The organism is Parvibaculum lavamentivorans DS-1 (assembly GCF_000017565.1).
Lineage (GTDB): Bacteria > Pseudomonadota > Alphaproteobacteria > Parvibaculales > Parvibaculaceae > Parvibaculum > Parvibaculum lavamentivorans.
Genome location: NC_009719.1, coordinates 695,938 through 708,782, shown reverse-complemented (window position 1 = coordinate 708,782; position 12,845 = coordinate 695,938). Strand labels below are relative to the sequence as shown.

Annotated in this window: 17 protein-coding genes; 11 read left to right on the top strand and 6 right to left on the bottom strand. The window is 63.3% G+C overall.

Features of this window, described 5'->3' with window-relative positions; genetic code table 11:
* Positions 1-76 precede the first annotated feature (76 nt).
* Positions 77-541: a nucleoside deaminase gene (locus tag PLAV_RS03285; protein ID WP_041535824.1), complete on the bottom strand. Its 465-nt coding sequence runs from the start codon at positions 539-541 to the stop codon at positions 77-79.
* Between the two features lie 79 nt (positions 542-620).
* Here PLAV_RS03285 and PLAV_RS03280 point away from each other — a divergent pair, with 79 nt between their 5' ends.
* Together PLAV_RS03280 and rsmD are read left to right on the top strand one after the other, a co-directional pair.
* Complete coding sequence (locus PLAV_RS03280; protein WP_011995558.1) at positions 621-1,604, top strand: pseudouridine synthase; 984 nt, start codon at positions 621-623, stop codon at positions 1,602-1,604.
* Positions 1,579-2,148 (top strand): 16S rRNA (guanine(966)-N(2))-methyltransferase RsmD, encoded by a 570-nt coding sequence (rsmD, locus tag PLAV_RS03275; RefSeq protein ID WP_011995557.1) that lies wholly within the window; start codon positions 1,579-1,581, stop codon positions 2,146-2,148. Before PLAV_RS03280 ends, rsmD begins: the two co-directional genes overlap by 26 nt.
* Here rsmD and PLAV_RS19245 read toward each other — a convergent pair.
* Complete coding sequence (locus PLAV_RS19245; protein ID WP_083762481.1) at positions 2,137-2,370, bottom strand: hypothetical protein; 234 nt, start codon at positions 2,368-2,370, stop codon at positions 2,137-2,139. The two genes, rsmD and PLAV_RS19245, sit on opposite strands and share 12 nt — an antisense overlap.
* 61 nt (positions 2,371-2,431) lie before the next feature.
* Here PLAV_RS19245 and PLAV_RS03270 point away from each other — a divergent pair, with 61 nt between their 5' ends.
* The 4 genes from PLAV_RS03270 (at position 2,432) to PLAV_RS03255 (ending at position 5,941) form a co-directional block, all read left to right on the top strand.
* Positions 2,432-3,304 carry a TIGR01459 family HAD-type hydrolase gene (locus PLAV_RS03270; protein WP_011995556.1) on the top strand — a complete coding sequence of 291 codons (873 nt, stop codon included), beginning with the start codon at positions 2,432-2,434 and terminating at the stop codon, positions 3,302-3,304.
* Positions 3,305-3,409: 105 nt separating this feature from the next.
* On the top strand, positions 3,410-4,348 hold the full coding sequence (locus PLAV_RS03265; protein ID WP_011995555.1) for a bifunctional riboflavin kinase/FAD synthetase: 939 nt from the start codon (positions 3,410-3,412) through the stop codon (positions 4,346-4,348).
* Positions 4,345-5,016: a class I SAM-dependent methyltransferase gene (locus PLAV_RS03260; protein ID WP_011995554.1), complete on the top strand. Its 672-nt coding sequence runs from the start codon at positions 4,345-4,347 to the stop codon at positions 5,014-5,016. The genes PLAV_RS03265 and PLAV_RS03260 overlap by 4 nt, the downstream gene beginning before the upstream one ends.
* A gap of 136 nt (positions 5,017-5,152) precedes the next feature.
* Positions 5,153-5,941 carry an enoyl-CoA hydratase gene (locus PLAV_RS03255; protein WP_011995553.1) on the top strand — a complete coding sequence of 263 codons (789 nt, stop codon included), beginning with the start codon at positions 5,153-5,155 and terminating at the stop codon, positions 5,939-5,941.
* Between the two features lies 1 nt (position 5,942).
* On the opposite strand, the gene PLAV_RS03250 is transcribed toward PLAV_RS03255, so the two are convergent.
* On the bottom strand, positions 5,943-6,536 hold the full coding sequence (locus PLAV_RS03250; protein WP_041535823.1) for a DUF6101 family protein: 594 nt from the start codon (positions 6,534-6,536) through the stop codon (positions 5,943-5,945).
* A gap of 208 nt (positions 6,537-6,744) precedes the next feature.
* Here PLAV_RS03250 and PLAV_RS03245 point away from each other — a divergent pair, with 208 nt between their 5' ends.
* A complete protein-coding gene (locus tag PLAV_RS03245; RefSeq protein ID WP_011995551.1) occupies positions 6,745-8,271 on the top strand; it encodes a UbiD family decarboxylase in 1,527 nt (508 codons plus the stop codon).
* An 18-nt stretch (positions 8,272-8,289) separates the two neighbouring features.
* Here the strand turns inward: PLAV_RS03245 and PLAV_RS03240 are convergent, their stop codons facing one another.
* The gene (locus PLAV_RS03240; protein WP_011995550.1) at positions 8,290-8,673 is read right to left on the bottom strand and encodes a helix-turn-helix domain-containing protein; all 384 of its coding nucleotides are present in this window, start codon (positions 8,671-8,673) and stop codon (positions 8,290-8,292) included.
* Positions 8,673-9,062 carry a type II toxin-antitoxin system RelE/ParE family toxin gene (locus PLAV_RS03235; protein WP_011995549.1) on the bottom strand — a complete coding sequence of 130 codons (390 nt, stop codon included), beginning with the start codon at positions 9,060-9,062 and terminating at the stop codon, positions 8,673-8,675. The genes PLAV_RS03240 and PLAV_RS03235 overlap by 1 nt, the downstream gene beginning before the upstream one ends.
* Before the next feature lie 121 nt (positions 9,063-9,183).
* Between PLAV_RS03235 and arfB the strand changes: the two genes are divergently transcribed.
* The gene (gene arfB / locus PLAV_RS03230) at positions 9,184-9,606 is read left to right on the top strand and encodes an alternative ribosome rescue aminoacyl-tRNA hydrolase ArfB (RefSeq protein WP_011995548.1); all 423 of its coding nucleotides are present in this window, start codon (positions 9,184-9,186) and stop codon (positions 9,604-9,606) included.
* A gap of 2 nt (positions 9,607-9,608) precedes the next feature.
* Here the strand turns inward: arfB and PLAV_RS03225 are convergent, their stop codons facing one another.
* Complete coding sequence (locus PLAV_RS03225; protein WP_011995547.1) at positions 9,609-10,127, bottom strand: macro domain-containing protein; 519 nt, start codon at positions 10,125-10,127, stop codon at positions 9,609-9,611.
* 109 nt (positions 10,128-10,236) lie between these two features.
* Here PLAV_RS03225 and PLAV_RS03220 point away from each other — a divergent pair, with 109 nt between their 5' ends.
* From PLAV_RS03220 to PLAV_RS03210, 3 genes are read left to right on the top strand one after another with little or no spacing between them, the layout of a single operon-like run.
* Complete coding sequence (locus tag PLAV_RS03220) at positions 10,237-10,641, top strand: MAPEG family protein (protein ID WP_011995546.1); 405 nt, start codon at positions 10,237-10,239, stop codon at positions 10,639-10,641.
* The gene (locus PLAV_RS03215) at positions 10,628-12,034 is read left to right on the top strand and encodes a TldD/PmbA family protein (protein ID WP_011995545.1); all 1,407 of its coding nucleotides are present in this window, start codon (positions 10,628-10,630) and stop codon (positions 12,032-12,034) included. Before PLAV_RS03220 ends, PLAV_RS03215 begins: the two co-directional genes overlap by 14 nt.
* Entirely contained in the window at positions 12,021-12,827 is an 807-nt protein-coding gene (locus tag PLAV_RS03210; RefSeq protein ID WP_011995544.1) for a 3'(2'),5'-bisphosphate nucleotidase CysQ, read from the top strand. Before PLAV_RS03215 ends, PLAV_RS03210 begins: the two co-directional genes overlap by 14 nt.
* The last annotated feature ends 18 nt before the right edge of the window (positions 12,828-12,845 follow it).

The following is a 12,845-nucleotide window of genomic DNA, read 5'->3' as shown; positions in this document are numbered from 1 at the left end:
AAATGACGAATGGCGGCACTCTAACGGGTTGGCGCGTGCAAATCACGCGGAAAGCCGCAAAGACCTCTGCGGCCTTTCAGTCTCGCCGCAGCGCGAAAAAGCTCCGTAAAAGCTCCGCCGACCGTCTCTCTCCGATGCCGCCATAGACGTCGGGCCGGTGATGGCAAGTCGGCTGGGTGAAGATGCGGGGCCCGTGATCCACCCCGCCGCCCTTCTCGTCCGCGGCTCCGTAATAAAGCCTGCGGATACGCGCAAAAGAGATCGCCGTCGCACACATGGCGCAGGGCTCCAGCGTCACATAGAGATCGCAGCCGATGAGCCGTTCCGAGCCGATTTCCGCACAGGCCGCCCGGATGGCGAGCAATTCGGCATGGGCGGTCGGGTCCTTCAGCTCCAGTGTCCGGTTGCCGGCCCGGGCGAGGACCCGGCCCTCACCATCCACCACCACGGCCCCCACCGGCACCTCGCCGCGCGCAGCCGCCGCCTCGGCCTCGGCAAAGGCAATATCCATAGGGCGATCTGCGGGTTCGGGGGCGTTCATGGCGGGGACCGTGCCTTCCCTTCTCTCCATCCGTCAAGCACGGCTTCCTGTCCGGCGGGCCGCCTGATAAAGAGAGGCCATGAAACCGAGCCCCCAATCCTCACCAGACACCCCCGCAGGCGACCGCATCGCGAAAGTGATTGCGCGCGCCGGCATTTGCTCGCGCCGCGAGGCCGAGAAGCTTATCGAGGAAGGCCGCGTCACGGTGGATGGCAAGGTGCTGAAAAGCCCCGCCCTCAACGTCACAGGCCGCGAGACCATCATCGTCGACGGCAAGGCCTTGCCCGCGCAGGAGCCGACAAAGCTCTGGCGCTACCACAAGCCGGCCGGCCTCGTCACCACGGCGAAGGACCCGGAAGGCCGGACCACCGTATTCGAGAAGCTGCCGGACGATATTCCGCGCGTCGTCTCGGTGGGCCGGCTCGACATCAATACCGAGGGTCTGCTGCTTCTCACCAATGACGGCGAGCTGGCGCGGCTGCTCGAACTGCCCGCCACGGGCTGGACGCGGCGCTACCGGGTGCGCGCCTGGGGCCGCATCACCCAGGCCGATCTCGACAAGCTCAAAAACGGCATCACTGTCGAAGGCGTGCGCTACGGCCCGATCGAGGCGACGATCGACAAGGTGCAGGGATCGAATGTCTGGCTCACGCTCGGCCTGAAGGAAGGCAAGAACCGCGAGGTGAAGCGCGTCCTCGCCGAACTCGGCTTGAGCGTCAACCGCCTCATCCGCCTTTCCTTCGGTCCGTTCCAGATCGGCGATCTCGAACCGGGCGACATCAAGCAGGTGCCGAACCGGGTGCTGATGGATCAGCTTGGCGCCCATGCCGAACAATTCGCGCCGGCCGAAGTGCGGCCGTCGAAAGGCGCGGCGACCGGCAGCACCGGAAAATGGACTGGCGGTAAACCTGTCGGCAGGAAAGCAGGCGACAAACCGCCTGCAAAGCCGGAGCGGACAAAGCCGGGTGGCACGAAGCCGAAACTGAAAACCTTCCGTGAGAAAAAGGCCGATACGGCCGGCAAGAGAAAGGCTCCGAATGCGGATCGTCGGCGGCGTCCATAGGGGCCGGGCCATCGCGGCGCCGAAAGGCGACATCGTGCGGCCGACAAGCGACCGCACGCGCGAAGCCTTGTTCAACATTCTCGCCCATGCGGACTTTGGCGAGTTCACGCTTGAAGGCGCGCGCGTACTCGATCTCTTCGCGGGAACCGGCGCCCTCGGCCTCGAAGCCCTGTCGCGCGGCGCGAGCTTCGCGCTCTTCGTCGACGATCACGCGGAGAGCCGTGGCGCCATCCGCGAAAATCTCGAACATCTCGGCCTCAACGGAAACGCGAAGCTCTACAAGCGCGACGCGACGAAGCTCGGCCCCCGTCCCGGCAGCGTCGGTCCCGCCTTCACGCTGCTCTTCGCCGACCCGCCCTACGGCAAAGGCCTCGGCGCGGCGGCGCTTCTGTCCGCGCGCGACGGCGACTGGCTCGCGCCCGGCGCACTCTGCGTTCTGGAGGAAACCGCGCTTGCCGATTTCGTCTCGCCGGAAGGTTTCGAGGAACTCGACCGGCGCCGCTACCGCGATACCGAAATCATCTTCATGAAGCTAAGCAACTAATGCCCAGTCTTTTCCGGCGAAGGTCATCTTCTTGGAGTTTCTCAGCTGTTGGGCTGCCCATCGCATTTCATATTGCCACTTGTAAAATAAATCACCTGAAGTCCGGAGCTCCGCTTCGTGGTGCTCCCATATGTGCTTGGCGACAGTGACAATGCTGGCTTTTCCCCCATTTGAACGAACAGCTTCATAAACCCAGTTTCGCAATTCTTCACGACCAGCCATCTCAGCCCTCCTCGTTCAACGGCATTATAGACATTAGCCCATTTCTCAATGGTGGCCACCTATGCACAATACCAACCTCCTTCTTCCCGGTCTCTCCGTCCTCGCCGACCAATATGATGCGCTTCTCTGCGACGTCTGGGGCGTGCTCCACAATGGCCGCGAGGCCTATCCGGGCGTCGCCGAGGCACTGGGAAAATTCCAGGCGAAGGGCGGTCATGTGCTGCTGCTGTCCAATGCGCCGCGCCCGTCCGATGCGCTGCCCATCATGTTCGTGCGCATGGGCATTCCGCATGATGTCTATGACGGCATCCTGACGTCGGGCGATGCAACAAAAATCTATCTCGCTTCGCATGAACGCGGCACGCGCTGCTACTATATCGGTCCCGACCGCGACCTGTCGCTCTTCGACGGCACGGGCGTCTCCAGCGTCGGCGAAGCGGAGGGTGAATTCATTCTCGTCACCGGGCCCTTCGACGACGAGACCGAAGGGCCGGAAGACTACCGCGCGCAATTCACTTCACTCGCCGCGCGCAAGCTGCCGCTCATCTGCGCCAATCCGGACATCATCGTCGAGCGGGGCGACCGACACATCTATTGCGCCGGCGCTCTCGCGCGGCTCTATGAAGAGCTCGGCGGCGAAGTCGTCTATTTCGGCAAGCCGCACGGCCCCGTCTACGAGATCGCCCGCAAACGCCTCGCCGATCTTGCGGGCGGCGCCATTCCCGATGCCCGCGTCCTCGCGGTCGGCGACGGCCCCCTCACCGACATCAAGGGCGCGAACGATGCCGGCATCGACGCCCTTTTCATTACCGGCGGCATCGCGGCGGCCGATTGCGGCCCTTCCGTCGAGGCGCCGGAGGAGGCGCGTGTCGATCTGGTGCTGTCCCGGGCCGGGGTCAGGGCCGTCGGCGCCATGCCCCGGCTGATCTGGTAATAACGCAACGGCAGCCGGTGTCCGGCCCCCCGTACTTGACGCTGGGGAGCCGATCCGCCATGACCTTGGCCGGACCACCACCGGCCGGAGCCCCGATCCCAACCGATGCAGATCATCCGCCACTACGAGCATGTGCCGCCCGGCCTTCGGGGCGCGGTCTATGCGCTTGGCAATTTCGACGGCGTGCATCTCGGCCACCAACAGGTGATCGGCAAGGCGGCGGAAGTCGCGCGTGAACTCGGCGCGCCGCTCGGCGTTCTCGTCTTCGAGCCGCATCCGCAGCAATTCTTCTTTCCCGAGCGTCCGTTCTTCCGCCTGACGCCCTTCCGCGCCAAGGCCCGCCTTCTCGAAGGGCTGGGGGTCGATATTCTCGCCGCGCTTCCCTTCGACGCGCACATGGCGCAGAAGCTCGCGCCCGAATTCGTCCTCGATGTGCTGGTGAACGGCCTCCACGCCGTCCATATCGTCGCCGGCTATGATTTCCGGTTCGGCAAGGGCCGCGGCGGCGATGTCGCGGCGCTGTCCTATATGGGCGAGATGGAAGGCTTCGGCGTCAGCATCGTCGAGGAAGTGCAGGCGGGCGGCGTCACCTATTCGTCGACGCGCATCCGCGAGTTGCTGGCGAAGGGCGATCCGCGCGGCGCGGCCGATCTTCTCGGCCATTGGTGGACAGTGGAAACCCATATCCAGCAGGGCGACCAGCGCGGCCGCACCATCGGCTTCCCAACCGCCAACCTGCCCCTCGGGGACCATGTACAGCCGGCGCTCGGCGTCTATGCGGTGAAGGTCGAAATCGAGGACGGCCCTCACAAGGGCACCTATAACGGCGTCGCGAATTTCGGCAGGCGGCCCACCTTCGACAAGCAGGACGTGCTGCTCGAGGTTCATATTTTCGACTTCGACGGCGATCTCTATGGCGTTCACGCGGCGATTTCCTTCATCGAATATCTCCGACCGGAGCAGAAATTCGATGGTCTGGAGAGCCTGAAGGCGCAAATCGCCAAAGACAGCGAGAAGGCCCGCACCCTGCTGGCCGGCTCATGAGTTCCGCCGCAGCGCCGGTCCGCGACCCTCTGCGCTTCATCCGCGAGAACACCCTCCTCCACGAGCCGCCACTTGTTCCGGAAGTCAGGCTGCATCTCGCTTCCGAAATTGTGCCTATATGGCAAATGACGGAGGAAGAGCTGGAAAAATCCGGCCTTCCTCCCCCTTTCTGGGCTTTTGCCTGGGCGGGCGGGCAGGCTTTATCGCGCTATATTCTCGACAATCCGGCAGTTGTCGGCGGCAAGCGGGTGCTGGATTTCGGTTCGGGCTCCGGCCTGATCGGTATCGCCGCCATGAAAGCCGGTGCAGCTTCGGTTCTTGCGGCGGATATAGACGCCTTTGCCGTTGCGGCAATCCAGTTGAACGCCACTATCAACGACGTAGTCGTCACGGCGACCGCCGAAGACCTGGTGGGCGTTGAGAACCGGGGCTGGGACGTCATTCTGGTGGGAGACATGTGCTATGAGGGCCCGCTTGCGCAGCGCATCGAGGCCTGGCTCCGGCGCCTCGCGGGCGAAGGCGCCGAGGTCCTGATCGGCGACCCGGGCCGCACCTATCTTCCAAAAAGCGGCCTCGAAAAGCTCGTCTCCTATGCGGTAAAAACCACCCGCGAGCTTGAGGATACCGATGTCCGCAACACCAGCGTCTGGCGCGTCCTGCCGCTCTGACTGTTCAATTACAGTCAGTTCAGCCTCCATTCGCGCACATCGTTTTGCGTTGTTTGGCTTTGCCTCAGTCCCTTGCCGGTGCTAATTCCAAAAAAGAACTTATTGCTGCCATTGCAACAGCCGAAGGATCGACCCGATGACCGACCATGTACTCGTCACCGTCGAAGACGGCGTCCAGATCGTCACGATGAACCGTCCTGACAAGAAGAACGCGCTGACGGCTGAAATGTACAAGGTACTGGCCGACGCCATCGAGACGGCGGATGCCGATCCGAAGATCCGCGTCACGCTTTACACCGGCTCCGGCGGCTCCTTCACGGCAGGCAACGACCTTGGAGATTTCGCCAAGGCGGGTACGACCCCGGTGGACGAGCAGCCGAAGGAAAAGCCGCATGTGACGCGCTTTCTTGAAAACCTCGCCAATGCCCAAAAGCCCATCGTGGCGGCGGTGAACGGCCTTGCTGTCGGCGTCGGCGTCACCATGCTGCTTCACTGTGACCTCGTTTATGCGAGCGCCAGCGCAACCTTCCAGATGCCCTTCGTCAATCTCGGCCTGGTGCCCGAGGCCGGCTCGACCTTCCTTCTGCAGCGCCAGATCGGCATTCAGAAGGCGGCTGATCTTTTCCTCACCGGCAAAAAGCTCGATGCGCAAAAGGCGGAGGCTATCGGGCTCGTGGCGGACGTGTTCCCGGATAATGCACTGCCCGGCGAGGCGCTCACCCGTGCCAAAGCCCTGGCGGCAAAAGCGCCGAATGCGGTCCGCGCCACAAAGGCGCTGCTGAAGGATAATGACCGTCCCCGCGTCGGCGAGGCGCGCGAAGCCGAAGCCCGCGTCTTCGGTGCCCAGCTGCGTTCAGATGAAGTCAAAGAGGCCATCAGCGCCTTTTTTGAAAAGCGGGCGCCGGATTTCTCGAAGTTCGGCTAGATCAGTAGGCGAGCGGCCTTGCGCCCATGGCAAGGCGGGGGCCCCAAAGGCGGGACTGGCCGGACTGGCCGAAAGTGAGCGGGCGGCGGGCCGAGAGCGGGTTCGCCCCCGCGTGAGGCTGAGGATCGTTCACCCGGATGGCGCCGAGGCGCCGCTCGGCGGGGTGAAGTCGGCCCTCGCGGTCCTCGACCAGCAGGGGCAGATGCAGAATGCGGCCCCATGAGCGCCAGCGGGAGGCGGCGTCCACGCCGTCCTCGCCCGCATAAACCACCAGGTTGCGGTTTCCATTGCCGCTGTGGCTCAGCTCAACAACAACAAAGAGCTTTGTTGCCATCTTGTCACAAGGCACAACCCTGAGCGCCACCCCATCATAGGCCGAGATAGGCTCGGACCATTCGAAACGGCCGAGTATCGGCGAACTGTCGGCGGCGGTGATGGCCGTATCGTGGATTTCGGCAAAGCGGATGAAGCCGAAAAGGCGCTCGTGAAGTTTGGTTGCCTTCACGGCAATTTTCTGCGGCAGATCATAAGGGTCGGCATCCAGCTCTTCGCCGCGCCATAGTCTCTTCCGTTGCCTTACCCGCTCCGCCGTCACGATCCGCTCCCTCTTCTGCCCGCCCGGATGGGCGAACTGGCGGCAGCTTAGGCATGGAAGGGTTGGCGCCCTGTTAACGGTTGAATTCAATTCGGCACGCAAAATCCCGACGCTCCCGGCTTTGGCGCTTGGGCCGCGAGGCCTCTTTGCGGCATGCTCCAGCCCGCATAAACCGTCGAAAAAGCCAGACGATCCCGGAAAGCCCCCCATGTCCTACGCCTCCCTCCGCGAATTCCTTTCAATGCTCGATGCCAGCGGCGACCTCGCGCGGGTGAAGGAACCTGTTTCGACCGTTCTGGAGATGACCGAGATCCAGACCCGCCTGCTGGCCGAGCAGGGGCCGGCGGTCCTTTTCGAGCAGGCGCAGATGGCCGATGGCCGCCCCTCGCCCATGCCGGTACTGGTGAACCTGTTCGGCACCGTGGAGCGGGTGGCGCGCGGCGTCACCATGGGCGGCATCGAGCGCCGCCATGCGAAGGATCTCCGCGAGGTCGGCGAGGCTCTTGCCTTCCTCCGCCAGCCGGAGCCGCCGGGAGGCTTTCGTGAGGCCATATCCATGCTGCCGCTGCTCCGCACGGTCATGGCGATGAAGCCGAAGACGGTCTCTTCCGCGCCCTGCCAGGAGGTCGTGCTGAAGGGCAGCGACATCAACCTCAACGATCTGCCGATCCAGACCTGCTGGCCGGGCGAGCCCGCACCACTCATCACCTGGCCGCTCGTCGTGACCAAAGGGCCGAAGGGCACGAAGGAAGACGATTTCAACCTCGGCATCTACCGGATGCAGGTGCTCGGCCCGAACAAGACGATCATGCGCTGGCTGGCGCATCGCGGCGGCGCGCAGCATCACGCGCGCTGGAAGAAGGAAAAGCGTGAGCCGCTTCCGGCCGCCTGCGTCATCGGTGCCGATCCCGGCACCATCCTCGCCGCTGTCACGCCCGTTCCCGACACGCTGTCGGAATACCAGTTCGCGGGCCTCCTGCGGGGGCAAAAGGTCGAGCTCGTCGATTGCAAGACAGTGCCGCTGAAGGTGCCGGCCGAGGCCGAAATCGTCATCGAGGGCCATGTCTCGCTCGACGATTACGAAGACGAAGGCCCTTACGGCGACCACACCGGCTATTACAATTCGGTAGAGAAATTCCCCACCTTCACCGTCTCCGCGATCACTATGCGGAAGGACCCGATCTATCTCTCGACCTTCACCGGCCGCCCGCCGGACGAGCCTTCCGTGCTCGGCGAGGCACTGAACGAGGTCTTCATTCCACTGTTGCAGCAGCAGTTCCCGGAGATAACGGATTTCTGGCTGCCGCCCGAAGGCTGCTCCTACCGCATCGCCGTCATTTCGATGAAGAAGGCCTATCCCGGTCACGCCAAGCGCGTGATGATGGGCGCATGGTCCTATCTGCGTCAGTTCATGTATACGAAATGGATCATCGTGGTGGATGACGACATCAACGCGCGCGACTGGAAGGACGTCATGTGGGCGATCAGCACACGGATGGACCCGGTGCGCGACGTGACACTGGTCGAGCACACGCCGATCGACTATCTCGACTTCGCCTCGCCCGAAAGCGGCCTCGGCGGCAAGATCGGCCTCGACGCGACGAACAAATGGCCGCCCGAAACAAAGCGTGAATGGGGCCGCCAGATCCGCATGGACCAGGACGTCATCGACACGGTAACGAACAAATGGTCGAAGCTCGGCCTGCCGGGCACGGGCAAGCCGATCTGGAAGTGAGGGCTCGATATTTGTCTTCTATGCAGAAACTTTCTTTTTCCGCGGAGCAGGACTTCGCTGTCTTTTCGGCGGGCGTGCCGGTTTGTCGGTCAACTCCGACACATGGGAGATAACGACCTCCCCACGCCCCGGAAAGCGGGCCACAAGTTCGAGCTCTCCTCCGAGGGCTTCAACATAGCTGCGGGCGGTCGACAAGAGCAGGTCTGCACGCTGTTCGATACGGGAAACGCCCTCCTGCCCAATATCCAGCTTGCGGGCGATACTGGACTGAGTTTGCTGCATGGCCTTGCGAAGGTCACGCAGGCTCATCTCCTCGGCGATCAGCGAGGCCGCGCGTGCTTCCACGGCTTCGCGCCGGTCCGCAGGCAGCTTTTCCATCATCTCCTTGAGTGACTTGCCCATCAGTTCTTGTTCTTTCCTTTTTTGCCTTTTACCTGTTTTGTCGCCTTGAGATGTTCGTCGAAGCGCCTGTCGGCCTTCGCAATCAGTTGCTTGTAAAAGCGCTTTCCGTTGCCTGCTCCCGATTTATCTCCTGCAACAAGGAGAATGCCTTTCCGTCCGGGATCGAAGGCAAAGGCGACGCGCCAGACCCCGTGATCCGCTTCGAAACGCAGCTCCTTCATATTGGCGTGCTTCGACGCATTCAGCGTATCCACGGCAGGGCGGCCCAATGCAGGGCCAAACTCTTCAAGCATGAGGGCGCGAGCCAAAAGCTCCTCACGTACCGCTAAAGACAGATCTGCAAACTCTGCTTCGAATTCCTCATGGAATTCAACTTGCCACTGCTTCATTTAAATATGCTTTCAAAGGCATATGTTTTCAAGTACATTTTTTACGCCGCGAGTCCCTGATGGAGACGTTATACTCACGCCGCAGATTGAGTATAACGCTCGAAAAGCCACCGGTAGCCTCATGATCCCCGTCACAGACGCGCTGTCCATCGACGATGATGAAATCTCCATCACCTACATTCGCGCAGGCGGGCCGGGCGGGCAGAATGTCAACAAGGTGTCGAGCGCGGCGCAGCTTCGTTTCGACGTCCGCAATTCGCCGTCGCTCAATGGCCGCGCCAAGGAGCGGCTGGAGCGGATCGCGGGGGCGCGTCTCACCAAGGATGGCGTCATCGTCATCACGGCCAATCGCTTCCGCACACAGGAGGCAAACCGCCGCGACGCGGTGGACCGTCTGGTCGAGTTGATCGCCGCCGCCGCGCATCAACCGAAATTCCGTGTGCCGACGAAGCCAAGCCGCGCCGCAAAGCAAAAGCGCGTCGAGGAGAAGGTGAAGCGCGGCACGACGAAGAAACTGCGCAGCCTGCGTCCCAACGACGATTGAAATCAGCCCACCAGCGCCGCCCTCAGCGGCTTTGCCTGCGCCTCGTCGAAGGCGACGAGGATGATCCGCTTCGGAAACTCATGTCTTCCCGCATGATCGCGGCAGGCTGCTACCGCAACCTTTGCGGCCTCGTCCGCCGGATAGCCGAAAATGCCGGTCGATATCGCCGGGAAGACAATCGTCTCCAGCTTCTTTTCCGCGGCCAGCGCCAATGCGTTCCGGTAACAGCCGGCGAGCAGCGCCGCCTCGCCCTCGCCGCCGCCCCGCCAGACCGGCCCCACCGCATGAATGATCCATCGGGCGGGAAGGCCGTAACCGCCCGTTATCCGGGCCTCGCCCGCCGGACAGCCGCCGAGCGCCCGGCATTCCTCCGCCAGTCCCGCTCCGGCGGCACGGAAAATCGCCCCGCAGACGCCGCCGCCCGGCGCCAGCCGCTCATTTGCGGCATTCACGATGGCGTCTGACGTGAGCTTCGTGATGTCGCCTACCCTTATCTCGATGGCGGTTCCTTCGGGTGTCATGGCATTTTTCCCGTGCTAGCGTCTCCCCGTACCAAGCGAATCATGCCCCGGCACGGCCGCCAAGGGCGCCATTTGCCTCAAAAAGCGTGACACATCACCGGAGGAACTCATGACATTCTATTCCGCGTCGCTCGCCATTGTGGGCGTCTATGCCGGCCTCAACATTCTCATCAATCTCTTCCTCGCCTACCGCGTTTCCGCGAACCGCGTGCGGTCCAACGTGATGACCGGCACGGGCAGCGACGAGCCGCTCTATAATGCCAGCCGCGCCCATATCGTGAATGTGGAATACACGCCCATCGCGCTGATCGGCCTTGTGGTCCTTCACCTTCTGGCCGCTTCGATCTATGTCCTTCATATCGTCGGTCTCGCGCTCACCATCGGCCGCATCCTGCACGCCATCGGTGTCTCGCGCACCGGGGCCTCCACGCCGCCGCGCCTTGTCGGCACGCTGCTGACCTGGATTGCGCTGCTCGTCGCCGGCATCGGCTGCCTGTGGTATGCGCTCGTCTGAAACCTCGCTTCATAAAGGCTTTCATTCCATGTCCTCATCCGCCACCGCACACAAGCCCGAAACGGTGCTCGACATTGCAGCCATGCTGGTCGAGCGCGCGCAAAAGGCAGGCGCGGATGCGGCGGAGGCCATGGTACTGGAAGGCACCTCGCTCGGCGTCTCCTGGCGGCTCGGCCGCCTCGAGGATGTCGAGCGGTCGGAGGGACGCGATGTGGGGCTGCGCGTCTTTGTCGGTAAAAGACAGGCGAGCGTTTCCTCGACCGATATTTCGGAAGCCGCGCTCGCCCCGATGATCGAGCGCGTGGTCGCCATGGCCCGCGTCGCGCCGGAAGATCCTTATTGCGGCCTCGCCGATGCCTCGCTCCTCGCGCGCGACTGGCCCGATCTCGATATCGAGGACAAGTCGCCCCAGCCGAGCGCGGAGCAGCTTGCCGCCGTTGCCGCGGAAGCGGAAGAAGCGGCGCTTGCCGTTCCCGGCGTCACCAATTCCAGCGGTGCCGGCGCAAGCTGGGGGCGCTCCGGCGTCGCCCTCGTCACCAGTGGCGGCTTCGCGGGCGCCTATGCCGGCACCTCGTCCTCCTTCTCCTGCTCCGTACTTGCGGGCGAAGGCACGGCGATGGAGCGCGACTACGATTTCTCCTCCAAGCGACATGCGGAGGATCTCGAAAGCCCGAAGGATATCGGCCGCGCTGCGGGCGAAAAGGCGGTGCGCCGCCTCCATCCGCGCAAGGTGAAGTCGCAATCCGTTCCCATCGTCTACGATCCGCGCGTCTCGGGCGGGCTTGTCGGTCATTTCGCGAGCGCGATTTCCGGCTCGTCCATCGCGCGTGGCACGAGCTTTCTCAAGACCTCGATGGGCAAGAAGATATTCGCGGACGGCATTTCCATCGTCGACGATCCGCATATGAAGCGCGGTCATCGCTCCAAGCCCTTCGATGGCGAAGGCGTGAGAAACCACCGCATGCAACTTGTCGAGGACGGCACGCTCACCACTTGGCTGCTCGACACGGCGACGGCGCGTCAGCTCGGGCTCACGACGACGGGTCATGCCGCTCGCGGCACCGGCGGCCCGCCCTCGCCCTCCACGACCAATCTCTATATGGAAGCGGGCTGCCTTTCCGTCTCCGAGCTTATTGCCGACATCAAGCAGGGGCTCTATGTCACCGAGATGATCGGCATGGGCATCAATGGCGTCACGGGCGATTACAGCCGCGGCGCTTCCGGTTTCTGGATCGAGAATGGCGAGATCGCCTATCCGGTGAGCGAGATCACGGTCGCGGGAAACCTCCTCGACATGTTCCTCAACCTCACGCCCGCGGACGATCTCTCCTTCCGCTACACCACCAATGCGCCGACCGTTCGCGTCGAAGGAATGACAGTTGCCGGAACCTGAGGCGCGTACCGCCGATTTCACATTGCTGAAGGATGTCGTGCGGGAAGCGGGTGCGCTTGCCATGCGTTATTACCAGACCGACCTCAGAAAATGGTCGAAGGCGCATGACGATACGCCCGTCACCGAGGCCGACATCGCGGTGAACGATCTTCTCCGCTCGCGGCTCATGGGTGCCCGGCCGGATTACGGCTGGCTGTCGGAGGAGACCGAGGACGATGACTCGCGCCTCTCCCGTCCCTTCGTCTGGGTGGTGGACCCGATCGACGGCACTCGGGCCTTCGCCAAGGGCAAGCCACATTTCGCCATATCGGCCGCGCTTGTCGCCGAGGGGCGCCCCCTGCTCGCCGCGCTCTTCAATCCCGCCACAGGTGAATTCTTCGAGGCGGCGCTTCGCGAGGGCGCGCGGCTCAATGGCGAACCGATCAGGGTCAGCGATTGCCGCGAGATCGAAGGCTGCCGGATGGTCGCCTTCGCGCCGATGTTCAAGCATCCGGCCTGGCCGGACGCATGGCCCGAAATGGACATATCGGACCGCAATTCCGTCGCCTATCGTATCGCACTCGTGGCGAGCGGGCAGGCCGATGCCACGCTAGCGCTCAACGGCAAGAACGACTGGGATCTCGCTGCCGCCGACCTCATCCTCCACGAGGCGGGCGGACGCATGACCACCCATGACGGCACGCAGCTCCTCTACAACCGGCCAACGACGCGCCATCCAAGCCTGCTCGCTGCCGGACCCGCGCTTTACGACGCGCTTTTTGCCAGAGTCGGAGCCGTTAAATTGCGTAGCTAAGCTTCGCACCTGGGGCGA